Annotated in this window: 22 protein-coding genes; 12 read left to right on the plus strand and 10 right to left on the minus strand. The window is 65.4% G+C overall.

The window, feature by feature from the left end:
* Nucleotide 1 precedes the first annotated feature (1 nt).
* Nucleotides 2–421: a helix-turn-helix domain-containing protein gene (locus R4P47_RS18860; RefSeq protein WP_068053936.1), complete on the minus strand. Its 420-nt coding sequence runs from the start codon at nt 419–421 to the stop codon at nt 2–4.
* 292 nt (nt 422–713) lie between these two features.
* Here R4P47_RS18860 and R4P47_RS18865 point away from each other — a divergent pair, with 292 nt between their 5' ends.
* Nucleotides 714–1,385: a hypothetical protein gene (locus tag R4P47_RS18865; RefSeq protein WP_141215322.1), complete on the plus strand. Its 672-nt coding sequence runs from the start codon at nt 714–716 to the stop codon at nt 1,383–1,385.
* 22 nt (nt 1,386–1,407) lie between these two features.
* Here the strand turns inward: R4P47_RS18865 and R4P47_RS18870 are convergent, their stop codons facing one another.
* The gene (locus R4P47_RS18870; protein WP_317785438.1) at nt 1,408–2,571 is read right to left on the minus strand and encodes a globin domain-containing protein; all 1,164 of its coding nucleotides are present in this window, start codon (nt 2,569–2,571) and stop codon (nt 1,408–1,410) included.
* Nucleotides 2,572–2,749: 178 nt separating this feature from the next.
* Between R4P47_RS18870 and clpB the strand changes: the two genes are divergently transcribed.
* From clpB to pyrE, 5 genes are all read left to right on the plus strand, one after another.
* On the plus strand, nt 2,750–5,296 hold the full coding sequence (gene clpB / locus R4P47_RS18875) for an ATP-dependent chaperone ClpB (RefSeq protein WP_283347694.1): 2,547 nt from the start codon (nt 2,750–2,752) through the stop codon (nt 5,294–5,296).
* A gap of 97 nt (nt 5,297–5,393) precedes the next feature.
* Complete coding sequence (locus tag R4P47_RS18880) at nt 5,394–6,389, plus strand: DUF5666 domain-containing protein (protein ID WP_317785439.1); 996 nt, start codon at nt 5,394–5,396, stop codon at nt 6,387–6,389.
* Nucleotides 6,390–6,502: 113 nt separating this feature from the next.
* Nucleotides 6,503–7,567 (plus strand): hypothetical protein, encoded by a 1,065-nt coding sequence (locus tag R4P47_RS18885; RefSeq protein ID WP_317785440.1) that lies wholly within the window; start codon nt 6,503–6,505, stop codon nt 7,565–7,567.
* Between the two features lie 58 nt (nt 7,568–7,625).
* Nucleotides 7,626–8,210, plus strand: coding sequence for a LemA family protein (locus R4P47_RS18890; RefSeq protein WP_317785441.1), 585 nt, complete (start codon nt 7,626–7,628; stop codon nt 8,208–8,210).
* A gap of 115 nt (nt 8,211–8,325) precedes the next feature.
* A complete protein-coding gene (pyrE, locus tag R4P47_RS18895) occupies nt 8,326–8,874 on the plus strand; it encodes an orotate phosphoribosyltransferase (protein WP_094687780.1) in 549 nt (182 codons plus the stop codon).
* A gap of 21 nt (nt 8,875–8,895) precedes the next feature.
* Here the strand turns inward: pyrE and R4P47_RS18900 are convergent, their stop codons facing one another.
* From R4P47_RS18900 to R4P47_RS18920, 5 genes are all read right to left on the minus strand, one after another.
* Complete coding sequence (locus R4P47_RS18900; RefSeq protein WP_317785442.1) at nt 8,896–9,375, minus strand: class F sortase; 480 nt, start codon at nt 9,373–9,375, stop codon at nt 8,896–8,898.
* 115 nt (nt 9,376–9,490) lie between these two features.
* Entirely contained in the window at nt 9,491–11,323 is a 1,833-nt protein-coding gene (locus R4P47_RS18905; RefSeq protein ID WP_317785443.1) for a hypothetical protein, read from the minus strand.
* A 275-nt stretch (nt 11,324–11,598) separates the two neighbouring features.
* Entirely contained in the window at nt 11,599–12,825 is a 1,227-nt protein-coding gene (locus R4P47_RS18910; protein WP_317785444.1) for an MFS transporter, read from the minus strand.
* Nucleotides 12,822–13,283 carry a MarR family winged helix-turn-helix transcriptional regulator gene (locus R4P47_RS18915; protein WP_149406507.1) on the minus strand — a complete coding sequence of 154 codons (462 nt, stop codon included), beginning with the start codon at nt 13,281–13,283 and terminating at the stop codon, nt 12,822–12,824. The genes R4P47_RS18910 and R4P47_RS18915 overlap by 4 nt, the downstream gene beginning before the upstream one ends.
* A gap of 71 nt (nt 13,284–13,354) precedes the next feature.
* The gene (locus R4P47_RS18920; RefSeq protein WP_143545925.1) at nt 13,355–13,951 is read right to left on the minus strand and encodes a hypothetical protein; all 597 of its coding nucleotides are present in this window, start codon (nt 13,949–13,951) and stop codon (nt 13,355–13,357) included.
* Between the two features lie 132 nt (nt 13,952–14,083).
* On the opposite strand from R4P47_RS18920, the gene R4P47_RS18925 reads away from it, so the two are divergent.
* Nucleotides 14,084–14,719, plus strand: coding sequence for a lysoplasmalogenase family protein (locus R4P47_RS18925; protein WP_317785445.1), 636 nt, complete (start codon nt 14,084–14,086; stop codon nt 14,717–14,719).
* Here the strand turns inward: R4P47_RS18925 and R4P47_RS18930 are convergent.
* Nucleotides 14,690–15,142, minus strand: a complete 453-nt coding sequence (locus tag R4P47_RS18930; RefSeq protein ID WP_317785446.1) for a hypothetical protein — start codon at nt 15,140–15,142, stop codon at nt 14,690–14,692. The genes R4P47_RS18925 and R4P47_RS18930 overlap by 30 nt on opposite strands.
* Nucleotides 15,143–15,231: 89 nt before the next feature.
* Here R4P47_RS18930 and R4P47_RS18935 point away from each other — a divergent pair, with 89 nt between their 5' ends.
* The 4 genes from R4P47_RS18935 to R4P47_RS18950 all read left to right on the plus strand — a co-directional run bounded on the left by R4P47_RS18935 (nt 15,232) and on the right by R4P47_RS18950 (nt 18,665).
* Entirely contained in the window at nt 15,232–16,020 is a 789-nt protein-coding gene (locus tag R4P47_RS18935) for an SDR family oxidoreductase (protein ID WP_068053942.1), read from the plus strand.
* A 138-nt stretch (nt 16,021–16,158) separates the two neighbouring features.
* On the plus strand, nt 16,159–16,764 hold the full coding sequence (locus tag R4P47_RS18940) for a DUF6636 domain-containing protein (protein ID WP_317785447.1): 606 nt from the start codon (nt 16,159–16,161) through the stop codon (nt 16,762–16,764).
* Complete coding sequence (locus R4P47_RS18945; protein WP_317549778.1) at nt 16,761–17,441, plus strand: RNA methyltransferase; 681 nt, start codon at nt 16,761–16,763, stop codon at nt 17,439–17,441. Before R4P47_RS18940 ends, R4P47_RS18945 begins: the two co-directional genes overlap by 4 nt.
* An 87-nt stretch (nt 17,442–17,528) precedes the next feature.
* The gene (locus R4P47_RS18950) at nt 17,529–18,665 is read left to right on the plus strand and encodes a glycoside hydrolase family 76 protein (RefSeq protein WP_317785448.1); all 1,137 of its coding nucleotides are present in this window, start codon (nt 17,529–17,531) and stop codon (nt 18,663–18,665) included.
* Nucleotides 18,666–18,742: 77 nt separating this feature from the next.
* Here the strand turns inward: R4P47_RS18950 and R4P47_RS18955 are convergent, their stop codons facing one another.
* Entirely contained in the window at nt 18,743–19,438 is a 696-nt protein-coding gene (locus R4P47_RS18955) for a DedA family protein (RefSeq protein ID WP_068053945.1), read from the minus strand.
* 28 nt (nt 19,439–19,466) lie between these two features.
* Nucleotides 19,467–20,207 carry a VTT domain-containing protein gene (locus tag R4P47_RS18960; RefSeq protein WP_394855338.1) on the minus strand — a complete coding sequence of 247 codons (741 nt, stop codon included), beginning with the start codon at nt 20,205–20,207 and terminating at the stop codon, nt 19,467–19,469.
* A 176-nt stretch (nt 20,208–20,383) separates the two neighbouring features.
* Here R4P47_RS18960 and fbaA point away from each other — a divergent pair, with 176 nt between their 5' ends.
* A complete protein-coding gene (fbaA, locus tag R4P47_RS18965; protein WP_068053901.1) occupies nt 20,384–21,424 on the plus strand; it encodes a class II fructose-bisphosphate aldolase in 1,041 nt (346 codons plus the stop codon).
* Nucleotides 21,425–21,526: the final 102 nt, after the last annotated feature.

Raw genomic sequence — 21,526 nt, forward strand, 5'->3', positions numbered from 1 at the left:
CCTAACGGGTGCTGTCCGGCGGCACCGCGGGTAGGCCTTCGCTCACGCGGAGTTTCTCGGCCATCGAGCTCAGCAGATTCTGCGATTCCTCGGACAGGTCGAAGGCCCGAGCGGACAGGCGGCGCAGACCGTAGCCCTTCAGTTGGGTGAGCAGTTCGAGATCGTGGTCGACCTTCGTCGCATAGATGTTGTCGAAGAAGTAGTCGGGCTTGACCTTGAAGAACGCGGCCAGCGCCGCGACGGTGTCCGCGGACGGATTGGCGCGCTGTCCCGAGCGCAATTGCGAGATGTAGGGCTTGGAGATCTGGTGTCCGCGCGAGGCGAGAGCGTCGGCGACCTCGGCATTGGTGTGTGGCTTGCGTCCGGGCGGGTGGATCGTGGCGAACAGATGGTTCAGACGCGCGGCGAAATCAGCGGACATCGGGGATGTGTGTGCCTTCCTGATACAGCCGCTGCCCACCCGGGCAGATCGGTCCGCCGCGGACCGAACCGGCTCATAGTAGCCGCTGCCGCGAATCCCGCGAACCATGGCTGACCTGCAGAAATTCGTCAGAAAATCGTACTGATCGGTTTCATGCGTCGGTGGACGTAGCGGGGCGAGGCCCGGCAGTGGGGTGCCCCGAGAGCGGGAACGAACGAATGGTTTTCCGCAGAATCGGACGCGCGATTCGAGCCCCGGTGGCAGACTGTCTTGCCAGGCGAAGGGGGTGGAGATGACCGATCGTCGACGGCGAACGTTCGATTCACGAGACGGTGACGCGGAGGTGGTCGAGCCGCTGCTGCGCGCCGTGCTGTCCTACGCGCCGCGGGACGAATCGCGCCTGCCCCACCCCTCCGAGGGAATCACGCTCCGGGCCGAGGACGGCTCCGGGTTCGTTCGGCTCGCACTCACCATCGCAGACGATCTCGGCGCGGGCATCCCGGGGCCGTTCGGGTCCCGATTCTACGAATGTGGATCGTTCGAAGTCATTGTTCCGCAACGAGATCCCCGCGACGGCGCGCTGTTGATGATCCACTTACTCGACGCCCGAGCGCCCCACAGATTCGAATTCGCCACGTCCATGCCGCCTCAGTGGAGCCTGCGGCTCGAGCGCGACGGCTCGGTGTCGGTACTCGACGATCTCGGCGATGCAGTGATATTCATCGGCCGCCCATGGGCATTCGACTCCGACCTGTATCCGGTGTCGGTGCACTACACCATCGAGAACGGCCTCCTGGTGCAGAACATTCTCGCCACCGCGGACACCGGCTATCCCATCCTGATCGATCCCGACCCCGACGCGATCATCACCGGAGACGGCCGGCTCATCACCGAGACGTGGACTCCGCGACTGGTGGCCGGCGGAATCGTCGAGGATCTGCCGCCGAAATCGCTGTCCAGCTGATTGCCCTGCAGCGCAGACTGATTCAGAACGGATCGTGCTGAATGTGCTCCATCGGCGTGCCCACTTTGCGGAGGGCGTAGATCGTCGTTCGCACCATCGACGGAGACCCGCAGATCTGAATCTGCCGATCGGCCCACGAGCCGAACTGGGTCACCACCTTGCCCACCGCACCGTGCAGACGGTGGTGCATTCCCCACGGCAGCTCGCGAGGTGTGCCCGAATACCACCACGGATTCTCGAGCTGCTCGGTCACCGGAACGATCGTCAACCATGGATTCGACAGCGACAGCTGCCACAACGTGTCCAGATCGTAGAGATCGCACGGATACGTTCCGCTGACGAACAGATGCACCCGCGGATTGTTGCTGCGCTGCGCCATCTCCATGACCTGTGCACGCAGCGGAGCCAGACCGGTGCCTCCCGCGATCATCAACACGTCCTCGCCGATCGCGCGATCGACATGCATCCCGCCCAGCGGCGGACTGATCGACCAGCGATCACCCACCGCGGTCTCGGTGACCATCGCCGGTGACACCCAGCCCCCGGATACGCGTCGAACATGGAACTCGATCTCGCCGTATGGATTGCTGGGAATGGCCGGGGACAGATACCGCCACAGTTTGGGCCGCTGCGGAATCTGCACACTGACGTACTGCCCGGGGAAGTACGGGATCTCGCCGTCCGTCTTCAACCGGACCACCGCGAGGTCGTCGAGCACCCGCTGATGTTCGACGACGGTGGCACTCCAGAAAGGCGGCAGTTCGTCGTCGTCGGCGGCGATGGCCATCGCATCGCTCACCACGGTCAGGGCATCGTTCCAGGCCGTCTCGACCTCGTCGGTCCATACCTCGTTGCCGGCGAAGGTGCGGAACGCGCTGATCAGAGCCGAACTGCCCGCACGGAAGTGTGCACCGGAGATTCCGTGCTTGCGGTGGTCCCGGCCGAGTTGCTCGAGGAACGGTTCGACGCGGTCGGGATCGTCGAGATGCTCGAAGACGTAGCCGAGTGCCATGACGAAGTGTTCACGCAGGGCATCCATCGAGGCGGGAAACAGAGCCCGGAAGTCGGGGTGCTGGGCGAAGAGGTGGCCGTAGAAGGACCGGGACAGCCGCGCCGGACCGTCCTGAGCGGCCACGACGGATTTGAATCCGGTGCGGACCAGGGAGATCGTGCGTGCGTCGAGCATCGATCCACCTCCACCCCACCGAATCACTGCTGTCGACCGTCACCAAAGTAGACCGGTCGAGGATATCGCGCACGTCGCGGAATGTGGAGAAATCCAAGGTTGAGCGGAACAGACTCAACTTCGCTATGGTTGTACCGAGCGACAGTCTTTGCAGAACCCAGTCGAAAGAAGGTGACCGGTGGACAGTTTCACTCCCACCACGAAGTCGCAGGCAGCACTCTCCGCTGCTCTGCAGGCCGCATCCGCGGCCGGTAACCCGGATATCCGTCCGGCACATTTGTTGGTGGCGTTGCTCGATCAGACCGACGGCATCGCCACACCCTTGTTGAAGGCCGTCGGCGTCGACCCCGCAACGGTGCGTCGAGAAGCGCAGAGCCTCGTCGACCGGCTGCCCTCGGCAACCGGTTCGACCACCACTCCGCAACTCGGCCGTGAAACCCTCGCCGCGATCACCGCAGCGCAGCACCTGGCCACCGAACTCGACGACGAGTACGTCTCCACCGAGCATCTGATGGTCGGCTTGGCGACCGGAAACGACGACGTCGCCAAGCTGCTGACCGGCCACGGAGCCGGACCCAACGAGCTGCGCGACGCCTTCCAGGCCGTTCGGGGCAGCGCTCGGGTCACCAGCGCAGATCCGGAGAACACCTACCAGGCGCTGGAGAAGTACAGCACCGACCTGACCGCGCTCGCCAGGGAGGGCAAGCTCGATCCGGTCATCGGGCGCGACACCGAGATCCGGCGAGTCGTGCAGGTTCTCTCCCGACGCACCAAGAACAACCCGGTGCTCATCGGCGAACCCGGCGTCGGCAAGACGGCCATCGTCGAAGGACTGGCCCAGCGCGTCATCGCAGGCGACGTACCCGAAAGCCTGCGCGGCAAGACCGTCGTCTCTCTCGATCTCGGTTCGATGGTCGCCGGCGCGAAGTTCCGCGGTGAGTTCGAGGAACGGCTCAAGGCCGTGCTCGACGACATCAAGAACTCCGCGGGCCAGGTCATCACGTTCATCGACGAGTTGCACACCATCGTCGGAGCCGGCGCGAGCGGTGAATCGGCGATGGATGCGGGCAACATGATCAAGCCGATGCTCGCCCGCGGCGAACTACGTCTCGTCGGTGCGACGACCCTCGAGGAGTACCGCAAGTACATCGAGAAGGACGCCGCTCTCGAACGACGCTTCCAGCAGGTCTACGTCGGTGAGCCGTCGGTCGAGGACACCGTCGGCATTTTGCGCGGACTCAAGGAACGCTACGAGGTGCACCACGGCGTCCGGATCACGGACTCCGCCCTGGTCGCCGCCGCAACCCTGAGCGACCGGTACATCACGGCCAGGTTCCTGCCGGACAAGGCGATCGACCTCGTCGACGAGGCCGCGTCCCGTCTGCGCATGGAGATCGATTCACGCCCCGTCGAGATCGACGAGGTCGAACGCGCCGTCCGTCGCCTCGAAATCGAGGAGATGGCCCTGGCGAAGGAGACCGACGACGCGTCGAAGGCTCGACTCGACAAGCTCCGCCAGGAACTCGCCGACCTGCAGGAGAAGTTGGCCGGGCTCAGCACCCGCTGGCAGAACGAGAAGAACGCCATCGACTCGGTACGGGCACTGAAGGAGGAGCTCGAGAACCTGCGCGGCGAATCCGATCGCGCCGAGCGCGACGGCGATCTGGGCAAGGCCGCCGAGCTGCGCTACGGACGCATCCCGACCCTCGAGAAGGAGCTTGCAGCCAAGACCGAGGACTCTCCCGCCCAAGGTGACGTGATGCTCAAGGAGGAAGTGGGCCCGGACGACGTCGCCGACGTCGTTGCAGCCTGGACCGGGATTCCGGCCGGCCGGATGCTCGAAGGCGAGACCGCGAAGCTACTCCGGATGGAAGACGAGCTCGGCAAGCGAGTCGTCGGACAGAAGGACGCAGTACAAGCGGTGTCCGACGCCGTCCGACGCTCCCGCGCCGGAGTGGCCGATCCCAATCGTCCGACGGGATCGTTCCTGTTCCTCGGACCCACCGGCGTCGGCAAGACCGAGTTGGCGAAAGCGTTGGCGGAGTTCCTGTTCGACGACGAACGCGCGATGGTCCGCATCGACATGAGCGAGTACAGCGAGAAGCACGCCGTCGCTCGGTTGGTCGGCGCGCCTCCCGGCTACGTCGGCTACGAGGCCGGCGGCCAGCTGACCGAAGCCGTGCGCAGGCGTCCGTACACGGTGGTGCTCTTCGACGAGGTCGAGAAGGCGCACCCCGACGTGTTCGACATCCTGCTCGCAGTGTTGGACGAAGGCCGACTCACCGACGGCCAGGGCCGGACCGTCGACTTCCGCAACACGATCCTGATCCTCACCTCCAACCTCGGTGCCGGCGGCACCAAGGAGCAGGTGATGGACGCGGTGCGGCGCTCGTTCAAGCCCGAGTTCGTCAACCGCCTCGACGACGTCGTGGTGTTCGACGCCTTGTCCGAGGACCAGCTCGAGTCGATCGTCGACATTCAGCTCGGCTTCCTCGCCAAGCGTCTGGCGGCTCGTCGCCTGACGTTGGAGGTGTCCTCGCCGGCCAAGTTGTGGCTCGCGGCCCGCGGCTACGACCCGCTGTACGGCGCGCGTCCGCTCCGCAGGCTGATCCAGCAGGCGATCGGCGATCAACTGGCGAAGCTCCTGCTCGCCGGCGACGTCCACGACGGCGACGTGGTGTCGGTCAACTCGAGCCCGGACGGCGAACGCCTGATCCTGGGCTAGCGGCGGCCCTTCTCCGCAACAGGCCCACCCGAGCACTGCTCGGGTGGGCCTGTTTTGTGCCTTCAACCGGGAAGTGCCGGATAGGTACGCTCGTGGAATGACGAATCCGGACCACCCACGGTCACCTCGGGAGCGCGATCAGGACGCAGCACCCCAGGCGGAGCCATCCGAGCCGACCCAGGACTACGGTCGGCCGTACCCCGGAGCCCAGCAGTATCCCGATGGCGCTCACCCCACCGAGGCATATCCGACCCAGGCGTACCAGAACCCGGCGTACCAGAACCCGGCGTACCAGAACCCGGGCTATCAGGATCCGGCCTATCAGTATCCGACTCAGCAGAATCCGGCCCAGCAGAACCCCGATCCCCAGGCCTATCCGCCGGGTTATCAGCCCACGCAGGCATTTCCGCCGTACGACCCCGAGCAGCAGGCGGCGGCGAATCAGGCCTACGGCCAGACCCAGCAGTACGGCCAGGGGTATGGGACTGCGCAGTACGGGCAGCCACAGCAGTACGGCAACACTCAGCAATTCGGCCACACCCAGCAGTTCGGGCAGCCGCCGGAGTACGGCGCTCCGCCTCCCGGCGATGATCCGAACGCCGCCGATTCCGGCAGCAAGGGGCCACGACCGTGGGTTCTGGCGCTGATCGGACTCGTCGTACTCGCCATCGTCGTGGTGTTCGGGATTTCCTTCCTGAGCGGGGGATCAGACGAGTCGACCACCGCTTCTGCGCCGTCGACGTCGATCCGACCGCCCACCTCGAGTGCACCCACGACCACGCCGCAGCCCACCGAATCGGGCACCGCCACCACGCCCGAGCTGATCCCGGGAGGAATTCCCGAGATTCTCGGTCAGCTGGGGTCGTCGGTGGGAACGATCAGCGCCAACGACGGTTCGACTCTGACGCTCGACGGACTCGACGGCGCTCCGGTGACGGTGCAGACCACACCCCAGACCCAGATAATCTCGTTGTCCGGTAGCGATCTGGCGTCGCTGGCGGTCGGTGCTTTCGTCGTGGTCCAGGGCGAGGCCGTCGAGGACGGAACGATTCGCGCGAACGTCATCATCGAAACGCCCAGTCTCGGTGGCTAGGAGTGGAGCCTGCGGAATGACCCCGTAGGCAACCCGAGCAGTCGTAGGGACCGTTCACAGGACCCGGCGGTGGTGGGCGGTGAAGGTGTGGATGTCGATTAAGGTGGTTCGCGATGACGGCAATGTGGTTCGGCCTTGCGGCAATTGCACTGATGGGTGCAGTGGCGCTGCTCTACATCGACAGGTCCAAGCGAGATCGGTCCGGACGTGTCCGGCAGATGTGGGCCAAGGCGCAGGGGTACGAGTATCGACCGCACGATCGAGAACTGGTCACTCGGTTTTCTCGCGCTGCTCTGTCCAAGCCCGAGTTCGACGTGGCTCTCGGAGTGGTGACCGGTGTTCGGCGCGGTGAGGAGTTCGTTCTCTTCGACGTCGAGGAGACGGGCACCATCGTGGCCGTGCAGCGTTCGGTCGGTTCCGATGTCGACATCGACCTCCGGCCCCGCTCGACGCCGCCGCCGCGCGACGAGGACATGGAGCTGCTCGGTTCCATCGGGCCGCGCGTGGTGTTCGCCACCGACGTCGATATCGCTCGCCGTGTCTGTGACCAGCGGATGGCCGCGTTCACCGAGTCCATTCCGGCGAATCTGCAGTTGCTGTGGAGCGAGAAGGACTGGACGCTGGGGTCCCTGCCGCTGAACAGTTCGGGTCGCGATTGGGATGCCGCGATCGACGCGGTCGCACGACTGTCGGGCATGTTGCACGTGCTGCCCCCGGTTCGCGGAAGTGCCGTCTACGGCGCTCGCCCCGGCGATCCCGGCCGCGATCGAAGCGATCCGGGTAGGCCACTGGTCCATGAGCCACATAATCAGCAAGCGGACGTGACGCACGACCCACAGCCTCGGGTGGCGGAACCCCGTATCCAGGCGGTGCGAAGCCCGGAATCACGTGTTGCCGAGCCGAGAACGCCCGCGCCCAAGATTCCCGAGCCTCGGATCCGGCCGCCTCGGGTAGCCGAGCCCCGTACCCAGGAGCCTCGTACCCCGGAGCCCCGCACCCGAGATCCTCGTACTTCCGAGCCACGTCCGCAGGAACCCGGACGTAGGCCGCGTCCGCCGCGGCCCGATGCGGCCGGTCCGCAGGCTGCGCGTTCGGCGAATCCGTCGCGTCCGGTGCCGCGTCCGCCTGCGTCGCGTCCGATCCCTTTCGACTCGGAGCGCCGACGCAACCAGCCCTGACGAAAGTTCGGGCGTGTTTACAGGCGCAGGTGCGCTTACGCGGCTAAATTCGTACCTCGTGACGGTTTCTTCGGGTGTTGTCGTGGCAGTGGTGGTCCTGGTCGCGGTTGTCGTGGTCGGTTACGTGCTGATCGCGCTGCGTCGACTCGGTCGGTACAGCGAGCAGACGGAGCAGAGTCTGCGACTGGTCGAGGTCGAACTGGATCGGCGTCACGAGCAGTTGGGCCCGTTCCTCGCGGCCGCGGAGGCCACCGGGCTGTCCGGTGATCTGTTGTGTCAGCTCGGCGGTGCACGGTCGTGGTCCAAGGCAGTGCGCGATCGCAGCCTGGGTCTGCAGGCGCAGGCCGCTGCCGAGAATGCGTTGTCCGCCGCGTTCCATGCTGTGCTCGCCGACGCCGATGCGCGTCAGAATGCGTTGGGCAATTGGGCTTTCCAGGGTCCGGCCGGAGAACTGAACGTCACCGAGCGTCGTATCGCAGGCGCGGTTCGCGTGTACAACGACAACGCGTACCGGTTGTCGCAGGCGATCGGCACGTTCCCGTCCTCGCTCGTCGCCAGGTCTCGCTCGATGACCGCACCGGAACCGTTCGTGGAGACCAAGGAACTGCTCGACGAGCAGCAGTCGGCCGAGATCGCTGCCTAGTGGCAGCAACGACCCGAGATCGAGCATCGGAGCCGCCGGGAGCGGTCGCGCGAGTCGGTGGGTAAGTTCGTACCGACCTATCGAAGATCCGTGGTGCGACGAGAGGAATCCGAACATGGCCGAGAGTGCCGCGAATTCGGACCGGCAGGAACTGGCCGATTTGGTGAAAGAGCTTGCCGTCGTGCATGGGAAGGTCACGTTGTCGTCGGGCAAGGAAGCCGACTACTACGTGGATCTGCGTCGCGCGACCCTGCATCACCGGGCAGGTGCGTTGATCGGTTCGCTGATGCGTGATCTGGTTGCCGATTGGGATTTCGTCTCGGTCGGCGGCTTGACGATGGGCGCAGATCCGGTGGCGATGTCGATCATGCACGCCCAGGGACGGCCGATCGATGCATTCGTGGTGCGCAAGGCAGCGAAGGCGCACGGCATGCAGCGTCAGATCGAAGGACCGGACATCGTCGGCAAACGTGTTCTGGTGGTTGAGGATACGACGACGACCGGAAATTCTCCGCTCACTGCCGTCAAGGCTCTGCGGGACGCGGGCGCGACGGTCGTCGGAGTGGCCACGGTGGTCGACCGCGCGACCGGGGCGGACGAGGTCATCGCCGCCGAGGGACTCGAGTATCGATCCTTGCTCGGCTTGGCGGACCTCGGCCTGTAATCCCGGTCCCGAAAGGGCTTGTCAGCGAACCAGTTGCGCGACGACGACGAAGTTGTCGTCGGTGGGTTCGCCGCCCTGGACGTCGCAGTTCGCCAGGATCAATCGTCCGGGCACCGAGCGTCGGAGTTCGTTGTCGGCCAACAGTGACCCCTTCGGTAGGGGTCCGACCGATTCGACCGCATATTCCAGAATGCCGCTCGCGGTGCGCAGCGCGACGGTGTCGCCGGGCATCACCACGCGCAGCGCCTTGAACGGCGCATCACGCTTCGAATAGTTGTGTCCGGCAACCACTACCGTCTGTTCGGTGGAGGTTCCCGGCATGCCGCTCTCGGCCCACCAGGCAGGTAGCTCGTCGACGGGGTTGAGTACCTGGCCACTGTCGCCGCCGCGGTAGAGCGGATCGGGATGGATGGGGCTGCTCAGATAGGTCGTGCCGTCCGACGACCGGAGTTCGATGTGTTCCGGCTGAGCGGGAGCGACGTCGCTCGTCGGTGCCGTCACAGTGATCTGTGACTGCACCGGCGAGCGATCCGGCGCGGCGACCCCGACTTCGTCACTCGCACAACCTGATACGAGGAGAACGAAGGTCAGGGTCGCCGTCCACAACCAGCGGGTACTACGAGGTGGCATCGGTGGAGCTGCGGCGACGCAGGTAGAACGCTCCGCCTGCAGCCGCGACGACGACCACGCCGACTCCGGCGAGAATCACCGGGGTGTTCGACGAGCTGTCCGATGCGCCCGACGCCTCGTCGGAGGAGTCGCCGAGAGCGAGATCGACCGGCGGCAGATCGCCGGCAACACTGACGACACCGTTCTCGTCGGTGGTGAAGTAGTCCGCGACCGTGAACGATCCGTCCTCGTTCTTGACGCCGACCAGGGAGACTCCGGTCTTGTCGACGACGACGGTGTTCTCGTCGACCTCGGTGACCGGAACGTCCTCGCGGACGGTGTTTCCGAGATTGATCGTCCACTCGAACTTCGGTCCGCTGGCAGCCAATTCGGCGGCTGCGGCCTTCAGATCGGCTTCGGCCTTGGCCTTCTCGTCGGAGTTGGCCTTGGCTGCGGTCACGTCTGCCTGTGCGGCCGTCAGCGCCGTCGCGGCGTCGGTGGCCTTGGTCTTGGCTGCTGCGGCTGCCTCGGTCTTGAGCTGCAGATCCGCGTCGGCGGCCACAACGGCTGCGTTGGCATCCGTCACTGCCTGTGCGGCGTCGGCTGCAGCCTGCTCGAGGTCTGCGATGTCTGCATCGGACGGGGCGGCGTCGAGTGCAGCCTGAGCTGCGGTGGCCGCGTCGGCCTTGGCTTCGGCGTCGGCCTTGGCAGCATCGGCAGCTGTCCGGGCGTCGGCTGCGGCCTTCTCGGATTCGGTTTCCTCACCTGCTGCGGCCTCGGCTGCAGCTTCGAGGTTCAGAGCGTTCTGCTCGGCCATCGCGGCCACGGCAGCGGCCGTCTGCGCTTCGACGTGCAGTGCCAGCGACTTCGCTGCGGTCGCGGCTGCGGCCCTGGTGGCCGCAGCGATCTTGGCGAGGTTGAGGCTCTTGAACGACTCCTGCAGTGCCGCGACGGAATCCTCGACGGCCTTGGTCGACGCATCTGCCTCGACCTTGGCGCTTGCTGCCAGTTCGGCCTTGGCGTTCGCATCGGCGCGAGCTGCCTCGGCTTCTGCGGTGGCCTCGGGATCGCCCGATACCGCTGCTGCCTCGAGCTGGACGGCGAGCTCTTCGGCTGCGGTCGCGTCGGCTGCGGCCTGGTCCGCTGCAGCGTTGGCCTCGTCGGCGGTGGTCTTCAGCTCGGCAGCGTCGTTCTTGACTGCGGTTACCGCAGCACTGGCGGCAGTGCTGGCGACCACGGCGGCCTTGGCCTCCGCGGCGGCCGTCTTGGCCTTGACGTCGGCCTCGGCGGCGGCGACCTCTGCCTTGGTGGCGTCCGTGCTCGCGGTGGCCTCGGCGGCCTTGGCGGTCTCGAGCCGCACCTGGGCGGCAGTGGTGGCTTCCACCGCTGCCTTGCTCTCGGCCTCGGCGTCGGCGATCGCCTGCTTCTCGGCGTCGGACAGCTGCGGGATGATGTCCAGGTTGACCGTCGCGGTGCCGTCGTCGTTGAAGACGACGCCACCGGTCACCTGCGGCAGTGGGCGGATGGCCGACGGGACCTCGGGGGCCGGCACTGCCGCTGCGGCGGCCGCTGCGGCGTCTTCAGGGGTGACGGCCGGAGCAGGCGCTTCGATCTGCCCGTCGACGGTGGCCGATCCCTCGACGGTTGCGCCCTCTTCCGCGGTGGGAGCGCCGGACTCGGTGCCTTCTTCGGTGGCGGGCTGTTCGACGGAGGAGCTTTCGGGTGTCTGATCCTGCGCACTGGCGATTCCCGGTGCGGCGATGGAGAGGGACAGTGCCATGGCGGCCCCGGCAGCGGCGAGGCGCGCCTTCTTGGACCTGGCGATCGACTTCTGCGACATGGAGATTGTGGCCCTTCGGTCAGTGGCAGCATCGTGCTGCACGCACCCGCCCTCCCACGCGGAACGGGTGTAGTTGGTGAGTCACACGAACAACCGTGTTGACGTGACCGTAAACCAACCGGCCGGTCTCGGGAACCCTTCAGAGCTTTACCTGAGAATTGGTTATGAAAGTGTTACTGATGGGACGTATGTGACGAGAGAGATTCGAGACGTGAAACGGCGGTCGAGATGCGTACATCTCGACCGCCGCGAAAACCCCGTCGGGTGAACGTATTTCAGTCGCCGACCGTCACCGCGCGGGCCTCGTCGATGCTGTGAGGTGCGGGTTCGTGATCGTCGACGTGAGCGAGCACCTTCCGGCCGGTTGCCAACACGACGATGGCGAGAGCAGTACAGGCGGCACCCACCCAGAACGGGACGTGCGTGTTCGACTCGCCCAGTTTGCCGGCCAGGTAGGGAGCCGCGGCCCCGCCGGTGAAGCGAACGAAACTGTAGGCCGCCGATGCCGTCGAGCGCTCGACCGGTGCCGAGATCATCACGGTCTCGGTGATCAGCGTGTTGTTGACGCCGAGGAACAACCCGGCCACGACGGTTCCCACGATGAGGACGGTCTTGTTCTCGGTGAACATCGCCATGACGGCCAGGTCGACGGCGAACAGCAGCAGCGCGAGCATCATCATGTTCAGCGTTCCGAAGGCCCGCTGCAGCTTCGGCGCGACGAACACCGACGCCACGGCCAGGCACAGGCCCCAGCCGAAGAAGATGAAGCCGATGGAGTAGGTGCCCATGTCCAACGGGAAGGGGGTGTAGGCGAGGAGGGTGAAGAATCCGTAGTTGTAGAGCAGCGCGGTGATGCCGACAGTGAGCAGGCCGCGGTGACGAAGCGCGCGGAACGGATCGAGTATCGACGTGGTGCGGGCGGGCTTCGGGGTGTCCGGAAGCATGACGATGAGCAGGATGAACGCGACGGCCATCAGTGCGGCCACCCCGAAGAACGGTCCGCGCCAGCTGAACCCGCCGAGAACTCCACCGACGAGAGGGCCGGTCGCTATACCGATACCGAGTGCGGCCTCGTAGAGGATGATCGCGCGAGCGACACCTCCCGATGCGGCACCGACGATGGTCGACAGCGCCGTCGCGATGAACAGGGCGTTGCCCAGCCCCCAGCCCGCGCGGAATCCGATGATCTCGCCGACCGATCCGGACGTACCTGCCAGGGCTGCGAAGACGACGATGATCGCCAGTCCCACCAGCAGCGTGCGCTTGGGGCCGAAGCGACTCGACACCACTCCGGTGATCAGCATCGCGATGCCGGTGACGAGCATGTAGCTGGTGAACAGCAGTGACACCTGGGATGGCGAGGCGTCGAGCTGTTCACCGATGGGCTTCAGGATGGGGTCCACGAGACCGATGCCCATGAAGGCGATGACGCTGGCGAATGCGACTGCCCATACTGCGCGAGGTTGCTTCAGCAGGCTGTCGGTCGAGGTGCTGGTGGTCACGAAAGAGTTCCTCTCGTTTCGTGATCGACGGGCTCGAGAATGCTGCGAAGCTCGCTCAAGCCGTCGGTCAGTTTCTGGATCTGTTCTGGGTCGCGGTCGGACAGGTACGGGAGAAGTCCGTCGACGAGGTGGCGTCGACCTTCGGCGAGCCATCGGTGGCCGGACTCGGTCATCTCGATGAGAACGGCACGCGAATCGTCGGGGTCGGGTCGCCTGGTGACGAGATCGGCGTTGCTCAACTTGGCGAGCAGCGCCGTTGCCGAGGGTTGGGAACAGCGGTCCAGCTCTGCGAAGGTGCTGATGCGCAGGGGCTGGTACTCCTCGAGCAACGACAGGGCCCGCATCCACGCCCTCGGCCATTCGTCGCTGCCGAACCGTGCGGCCAATCGGACGAAGCGCGACGAGCTGGTGACCAGCTGCGAGAGGAGATCTCGGATGTCTTCGTCGGAGTGACTCACCGATTTATTGTTACATACACTAACTATCTATCGCAAAATACGATCTCGCCCGGGGGATGGACGAGCTCGGATCAGTGTTGCCGCAGCAGATCGGCGATCTCGCGGTCCCACTCGGCGTCCCGTCGACCGTCGTAGCGGAAGCGCATCAATTGATAGGCACCGATGAGAACGGATGCCACGAGCACCCAGCTGCCGATGGTGTTGAAAATGGATGCGGCGACGACATCAGACGAGGTCAGGGGGCGCATGCTCAGATCGCCGCTGTTGTCGACCCAGATCTGCGTGGTGGTCCCGGCAGGCGATCCGGTGTCGACGCTGACGCGTCCGGTGTGCTCGACGCCTCGGTAGACCCAGCGTGAGTCGACGGCAGTTGCGGCTGCGCCGGATGCGCCGAGCTCGGTGGATACGGCGGGCACGGATTGTGCGACTGCCGTCGTGGTCGCGGTGACCTGGTGAATCGAATTCTTCTGGTCTTCGAGTCGCTGTTGTTGATCGGAGTGGGCAGTGGCACCGATCCACAGCGACACCGGAACCATGAGTATCAGCAGTGCGGTCACCCAGTGCTTGATGCGCGCCTGACGAACGTCGCAGTCGCGGAGCAAAGGGTTGGGATTGCCGGCGAAGGCGGATCGTCCCGAACTGTCCTGCCCGGTGAGTTTGCGGCGCATGATGGTCCCCACTACCTCGATATGATCCGACCGACCTCTCCACGATGGCGACGCGACCTGCGAGTATCAAGCGATAGGGGTCAGCGTCACATGTGACTTGCGCTGTGACGAGATTGTCGGTGGAGGTCTGCGATGGTTGTCGGTCGGATTCGGCGGGCTCGTGCAGCCGCGCTGGTGGCGGGTGCGGTGACCGTGGTCGGTGCGGCGGCGGGGTCGATGCCCGTGCAGCGCATGGCCAAGCCTCTGATCGTCCCGGCACTGGCGAGCGGGCTCGATCCAGCGCGAGATCGGGTGCTCCTGGCGGGTCTTGCGGCGGCCACGGTCGGCGATGTTCTGTTGATCGACCCCGACGACGATTCCGCTCTGGAATGGGGCGCGCGTGCGTTCGCGGTGATGCAGGGCAGTTATACGTATCTGCTGCTCCGTCGGGGTGCGCGTCCGACGCTGCTCGACGCCGTTCCGCGATACGCCGGATGGGCAGTCGCATCGACGCTCCTGGCCGGGCGGCAGCCCGCGGTGGCGTCGACCCTGACCGGCTACGGTGCGGTGCTCGCGACCACGTCGACCCTGTCTGCGCGTTCGGTCTCGCGCGGCGGCGATCGCAGGCTGATCATCGGCGGTGTTCTGTTCACCGTCTCCGACGCGCTGATCGTGTTCAGACGGCTCTTTCTGACCGAGGACCGTCGGCGGCGCGCCGCGGAAGCGGTCATCCTCTCGACCTATGTGGCGGCGCAGGTCCTACTCGTCGAGGCCCTGGCTTCGGGGTAGAAGCAGTACCCGCTCGCGGTGGGCAGGGTCGACGCGAACGGCGATGACGGTGCCCGGCTCGAATCGTGAGCTGTCCGAACGTGGGATGTCGTAGACGATCTTGCCGAAGTAGCTGCCCGAGCCCGGCACGGTGAATTCGAGGTCCAACTCGGCGGTGTCGTCGTCGATCCGGCGGATGGCATCGACCGTCGCCCACCCCTCCATGCCGTGTTCGATCAGTTCCTTCTGCTCACGTGTGGGGCGTCCGGCGATCAGCATGGCCAGTCCGAGAGCTGCGCCGAATCCGGCGACCAGGGCTGCCAACTGATACGGAAGCGTTCCCGGTGGGGTGCGGTCCCTCAACCAACCGATCCAGATCGCCAGCACAAGGGCGTAGCCGATCGTCACGACTACGACGGATCGCACGATTCTCGCGTTGTTCACTTCGGTGCTCCTACGCCGCCGAAAGCGGCCGTTGGATATTCGACGATAGGGGGTTACCGGTAAGTAGGGTTACATGTACGGTGATCGATGTGACTCGACCAACTGTCTTCATCTCAGGCGCAGCTGCCGGTATCGGCCGCGCGACGGCCCTCAAGTTCGCCGCCAGTGGCTACCTCGTCGGTGCCTACGACATCGACGAGACCGGCTTGGCATCGCTCGGCAAGGAAGCTGCCTCGCTCAGCGGCCGTGTGGTCACCGGCATCTTGGATGTAACCAACTCCGACCAGTGGGAAACCCGGTTGAAGGAGTTCGTTTCCGAGGGCGACGGTCGACTCGACATTCTGATCAACAACGCCGGAATCCTCGCCGCGGGCGCTTTCGAGGACATGCCGCTTTCGGTGCACCGCCGTCAGATCGACATCAACGTCAACGGGGTCGTCTACGGCACCCTCGCGGCTTTCCCGTACCTCAAGGACACGGCAGGCGCGCAGGTCGTCAACCTGTGTTCGGCGTCGGCCATCTACGGTCAGCCCGAGTTGGTGACGTACGGCGCAACCAAGTTCGCGGTACGCGGCATCACCGAGGCGTTGGACCTCGAGTGGAGCAAGTACGACATCTCGGTCAAGGCCATGTGGCCGCTGTTCGTCCAGACTGCGATGACCCAGGGCGTGTCGACGGGCACCACGAGTTCGTTGGGTGTCCGGCTCACCGTCAAAGACGTGTCCGACGCGATCTTCGACGCGACCCGGCCGGTGAAGCGTCGGCTGCACAAGGTGCATTTTCCGGTCGGCTTGCCGTCCAAGGCGCTCTCGCTCGGCTCGCGCTTCTCGCCCGCGTGGCTTACTCGCGAGGTCAACCGGCGCCTGAGCCACACCTAGAACTCGTCGCCGAACGATGCCGGCCCTGACGCCGGTATCGTCGGTCTTTCGAGCAATCGGTGTCGAAAGGTGGGTCGGGGTTTCTTCATGCTGAGTACGTGGGGTTCGAGCAGGTTGCGTTCGAGCAGGGCAAGGCGAATGGGTCGGTTTCGAGCCTGGTCGGTGGGAATCGGGGCCGCGGCGCTGGTACTCGCCGGTTGCAGCAGTGAGTCCGCTGCCCAGCCGCCGCCGCAGCCGTCGACCACCACTCTCGCGCCGACGACGACCACGGCAACCACCACTCCTGCGCCGGTGACGACGACGGAAGAAGCGCTCCCGCCGCCCCCGCCTCCGGTCGAGCCGCCGCCCACCGCAGAACCGCAGACGACGTACGCCGCCATCGGCGGCGCGTTCTACTTCAGTTCCCCGGACGGTCTGTTCCAGTGCGGAATCGTGCCGCTGTCGAACCGCACCGAGGCCGGGTGTCAGGGCACCACCACTCCGGTGCCGCCGCGGCCGGAGGATTGCATGATCAACTGGGGCAACGGTATTCGAGTTACCAATCAAGGGCCGGCGGCCTTCATGTGCTCCGGCGGCGTGGTCTACACCTCGGGTGGGGAAACGATCGATCCGCCGCTCGCGGTCGGGGCGACCATCGCCGAGAACGGATTCACCTGCACGTCCGCCGAGAACGGCATCTCGTGCGTCGACGACGCGACCGGACACGGATTCCGCATCGCACCGGACAGCAACGAAATCTATTGAGCAGCGACAGCACTCCTCCGTCGGACGATGCCGGTCCCACCGAGTGGGGCGAGAACCCCAACGGTGTCGGACCGTGGTCCGACACCCACGTCGAACCACCACCCGACGACCCGCGGTTGGACCCGGAACTGCTCGCAGGCGGTGACCGCCGCAACGTCGTCGACGCCTACCGCTACTGGCGGCGCGAGGCCATCGTCGCCGATATCGACACCCGACGGCATTCGCTGCACGTCGCCATCGAGAACTTCACCAACGACGCCAACATCGGGACGGTGGTGCGCACCGCGAACGCCTTCGCCGCCCAGGCGGTGCACATCGTCGGGCGACGTCGGTGGAACCGCCGCGGTGCCATGGTCACCGACCGCTACCAGCACATCCACCACCACGACACGGTGGAAGCGCTGATGGCGTTCGCCGCGGAGCAGGGCCTCGTCGTCGTGGCCGTCGACAACACCCCGGGGTCGGTGCCGATCGAGACGGCGGAGTTGCCGCGCGACTGCCTGCTGCTCTTCGGACAAGAGGGACCGGGCGTCACCGACAGTGCCCGCGCATCGGCGTCGATGACCGTATCGATCGCCCAGTTCGGTTCCACCCGCAGTATCAACGCCGGGGTTGCCGCGGGAATTGCCATGCACTCGTGGATTCGGCGGCATGCCGACATCGATACTGCGTGGTGACACCACCACGGGTTCCGGAACGGTTTCGGGGGCGGTTTCCGGGGCGGGATGTAACGAATCTGCAACGGTAGTGGCAGGATTGCGGGTATGCAGGAGTTGTGGTCGCAGCGTGCGGACGCCGCGGAGGGGGCCGTCGTCGCGCGGCACATGCGTCGGCTCTGGGGGCTACCGGGCACGACGTTGGGAGTCGTCGCCTGGCCACCGGTCCGGAAGGAACGGATGTTCCTGCGCTGGCACTACTGGTGGCAGGCCCACCTGCTCGACTGCGCGGTCGACGCCGCAGATCGCGATCTCACCCCCAAGCGCCGTCGGCGACTGAACAAGATCACCCGAGCGCACCGAACCCGCAACGTCAGCGGGTGGACCAACAACTACTACGACGACATGGCGTGGCTCGGGTTGGCGCTCGAACGGGCGCAGCGGAAGCACTTCGTCGGCAATCGCGGTGGCATCCAGCAGATCGAGATGGAATTGTTCGACGCCTGGGCTCCGGCCGAGGGCGGCGGCATTCCGTGGCGCAAGAAGTCCGACTTCTACAACGCACCCGCCAACGGTCCGGCCGCGATCTTGTTGGCGCGCACCGGTCGGCTGTGGCGTGCCCAGGAGATGGCCGACTGGATGGACCACACCCTCAGGGACGAGCGCACGGGGCTGATTCTCGACGGAATGCATTCCACTCGCGCACTCGTCGATGCCGGCAAACCCGGTGATATGGAACGCGCCGTGTACAGCTACTGCCAGGGCGTCACGTTGGGCCTCGAGACCGAACTCGCAGTTCGGCTCGGCGAACCCAGGCACGCGCACCGAGTCCACGCTCTGGTCGACGCAGTCGACAACCACCTGACCCGCAACCTCGTCATCACCGGCGGCGGTGGGGGAGACGGTGGCCTGTTCAACCCGATCCTCGCGCGGTACCTGGCGATGGTCGCGGTGAAGCTGCCCGGGGACTCCGACGCCGACGACCGAGCTCGCGAACTCGCAGCTGCGATCGTGCTGAACTCGGCCGAAGCAGCGTGGGAGAACCGCCTCGAAGTGGAAGACAACCCGCTGTTCGGAGCCGACTGGACCCGCGAAGCCCGATTCCCGGGGCAAGGTCTGCACATCGCCAGCTTCACCGAAGGAACGGTCCGACCGTCCGACGTACCCGAGCGAGACCTCTCGGTCCAACTGGGCGGATGGATGCTCATGGAAGCCGCATACCGCGTCGCAGCTGCAGGTTTCTGAGTCGTTCCGCAGGCTCCACTCCTGCCAGGTTTCTGAGTCGTTCCGCAGGCTCCACTCCTGCCAGGTTTCTAGAGCCGCTACTCCACGACCTCTTCGACCTCGATGGTCTCTTCGGGGCGTGCCATTTCCTTGCGGTACTGCCAGATGCCGAGTCCGGTTCCGACGACCAGCAGCACGACCATGCCGATGAGGACGGCGGGCATCAGCCACGGGATGCCGTCGATGAACGAGCCGAAGTAGAACCCGATCAGCAACAGCACCGGAGCCCAGATGATGGCACCGAGTGTGCTGGCGATCGTGTACTTGCGGTGATCCATCTTCGCGGCACCGGCGACGAGTGGGCACAGGGTGCGCACCCAGGGGATCCATCGCGCGACCAGCACCGCCCAGAATCCGTGCTTTTCCAGCAGGAGATTGACCTTGTGCAGGTTCTTGGTGTTGAGGTATTTGCCGTTCTTGCGGGCCACCAGCGTCGAGCCCGTGCGGTGACCGATCGAGTACCCCACCTGGTTGCCGGCGATGGCGGCGACCATTGCACCGAGCGACAGCGCCCAGATGTGACCGGTGCCCGACGCGTGGGTCGCCATCACGATTCCTGCCGTGATCAGCATCGAATCTCCCGGCAGGAACAATCCGATGATCACCGCGCATTCGATGAAGACGAAAGTCATGACGATGATCCACACGACGAGGGGGCCTGCTGTCTCCAGCGGACCGAAACTGCCGACGGCCTGAACGGAGACGGTCGGCAGCGCAGTGGTAATCGACGACATGGACTCGATCACTTTCGGAAGATCTCGATCAGGACTTGGTGTCCGGGGCGTCTGCCTCGATCATGTCGGTGGCCTCCCCGAGCGGAGTCTTGCGGGCCTTGATCATGCGCTTGCCGACCTCGATGACGATGGGCAGTACGGAGACGGCGACGATGAGCAGGAAGATGATGTCGACGTGGTCGCGGATGAACGCGATCTGCCCGAGCAGGTAACCGAGGGTGGTTACACCCGCGCCCCAGAGCACGCCGCCGACGACGTTGTAGGTGAGAAACAGTGAGTACTTCATGTGCGACGCACCGGCGACGACCGGTGCGAACGTACGCACGATCGGCACGAAGCGCGCCAGGATGATGGTGATCGGACCGTGCTTCTCGAAGAATATGTGCGATTCGTCGATGTACTTCTTCTTGAAGAAGCGCGAATCGTTGCTCTTGAAGAGGGCTGCGCCGCCCTTCGTGCCGATCAGATAGCCGACCTGATCACCGAGGATTGCCGCAATCGGAATCAGGATCACGAGAGTCCAGATGGACGCGAACGGCTCGATCTCGGTGGACTTCGACGCTGCGATCAAGCCGGCCGTGAAGAGGAGCGAATCGCCTGGGAGCAGCGGAAATAGTAGCCCGGACTCGATGAACACGACCAGCAGCAGCCCGATCAGCACCCAGTGACCGAAGGAGTTGAGCAGGTTCACGGGGTCGAGAAATCCAGGTAACAACGCCAGATTGGTCGTCACCGATTCCGAGGCAGCTAGAAGACTCACCGCGCCCACACTACCGGCCTGAACCGGGAAGTCCCTCCGTAGTTGGTGTCGCCCGGCTGTGAACACGCTGCCCTGTTCGATCTCCCGCGTAATGACGTCAGCGATGCGGGTACGCACGACACCGGGCTCGGAGGTTGCCATACTGCACAGGACACAACCGAACTTTTCAATGGAGGAATGACGCCGTGCCTATCGCAACTCCCGAGGTCTACGCCGAGATGCTGGGCCGGGCGAAGGAACACAAGTTCGCCTTTCCGGCAATCAACTGTGTGGGTTCCGAGTCCATCAACGCCGCCATCAAGGGCTTCGCCGACGCGGGTAGCGACGGCATCATCCAGTTCTCGACCGGTGGAGCCGAGTTCGGCTCGGGACTGGGCATCAAGGACATGGTCGTCGGCGCTGTGGCGCTCGCCGAGTTCGCGCACGTGATCGCCGCCAAGTACGACGTCACCATCGCTCTGCATACCGACCACTGCCCCAAGGACAAGCTGGACACCTACGTTCGGCCGCTCATCGCGATCTCACAGGAGCGCGTCGACGCAGGCAAGAACCCGCTGTTCCAGTCGCACATGTGGGACGGCTCGGCCATCCCGATCGACGAGAACCTCGAGATCGCCAAGGACCTGCTCGCCCGCGCGGCGGCAGCGAACATCATTCTCGAGGTCGAGATCGGTGTCGTCGGCGGCGAGGAAGACGGCGTCGAGGCGGAGATCAACGACAAGCTCTACACCTCCAACGAGGACTTCCTCAAGACCGTCGAGGCCCTCGGCGCAGGCGACGCGGGCTCGCGCTACCTGCTGGCGGCGACGTTCGGCAACGTGCACGGCGTCTACAAGCCGGGCAACGTCAAGCTCAAGCCGTCGGTGCTGGCGGACGGCCAGAAGGTCGCGTCGGAGAAGCTGGGCCTGGCATCGGGCTCCAAGCCGTTCGACTTCGTCTTCCACGGCGGATCGGGATCGGCGAAGAGCGAGATCGAAGAGGCTCTCGAGTACGGCGTGGTGAAGATGAACGTCGACACCGACACCCAGTACGCGTTCAGCCGTCCCATCGCCGGACACTTCTTCTCCAACTACGACGGCGTTCTGAAGGTCGACGGCGAGGTCGGCAACAAGAAGGCCTACGACCCGCGCAGCTACCTCAAGAAGGCAGAGGCCGGCATGACCGCCCGCGTCGTCGAGGCTTGCAACGACCTCAAGTCCGCCGGTCGCAGCGTGAGTGCCGGCTAGAGCGACTTCGCCGCAGGTGCGCGGCCACACCTAGCGCGCGCCGGCGTTCCGGGCCCCCGCCGCCGGACCGGCACACCCTCCACAGAACCCCCCCGCGGCGCC

The sequence above is a fragment of the Rhodococcus sp. IEGM 1370 genome, assembly GCF_033142325.1.
Lineage (GTDB): Bacteria > Actinomycetota > Actinomycetes > Mycobacteriales > Mycobacteriaceae > Rhodococcoides.

Bases quoted from the DNA above. Each gene is read 5' to 3' on its own strand.
- R4P47_RS18885 (WP_317785440.1), top strand. From the start codon at position 6,503: ATGACGGCAATGTGGTTCGGCCTTGCGGCAATTGCACTGATGGGTGCA.
- pyrE (WP_094687780.1), top strand. From the start codon at position 8,326: ATGGCCGAGAGTGCCGCGAATTCGGACCGGCAGGAACTGGCCGATTTG.
- R4P47_RS18905 (WP_317785443.1), bottom strand. From the start codon at position 11,323: ATGTCGCAGAAGTCGATCGCCAGGTCCAAGAAGGCGCGCCTCGCCGCT.
- R4P47_RS18955 (WP_068053945.1), bottom strand. From the start codon at position 19,438: ATGTCGTCGATTACCACTGCGCTGCCGACCGTCTCCGTTCAGGCCGTC.
- R4P47_RS18865 (WP_141215322.1), top strand. From the start codon at position 714: ATGACCGATCGTCGACGGCGAACGTTCGATTCACGAGACGGTGACGCG.
- R4P47_RS18925 (WP_317785445.1), top strand. From the start codon at position 14,084: ATGGTTGTCGGTCGGATTCGGCGGGCTCGTGCAGCCGCGCTGGTGGCG.
- R4P47_RS18950 (WP_317785448.1), top strand. From the start codon at position 17,529: ATGCAGGAGTTGTGGTCGCAGCGTGCGGACGCCGCGGAGGGGGCCGTC.
- R4P47_RS18860 (WP_068053936.1), bottom strand. From the start codon at position 421: ATGTCCGCTGATTTCGCCGCGCGTCTGAACCATCTGTTCGCCACGATC.
- R4P47_RS18880 (WP_317785439.1), top strand. From the start codon at position 5,394: ATGACGAATCCGGACCACCCACGGTCACCTCGGGAGCGCGATCAGGAC.
- R4P47_RS18870 (WP_317785438.1), bottom strand. From the start codon at position 2,571: ATGCTCGACGCACGCACGATCTCCCTGGTCCGCACCGGATTCAAATCC.
- R4P47_RS18920 (WP_143545925.1), bottom strand. From the start codon at position 13,951: ATGCGCCGCAAACTCACCGGGCAGGACAGTTCGGGACGATCCGCCTTC.
- R4P47_RS18940 (WP_317785447.1), top strand. From the start codon at position 16,159: ATGGGTCGGTTTCGAGCCTGGTCGGTGGGAATCGGGGCCGCGGCGCTG.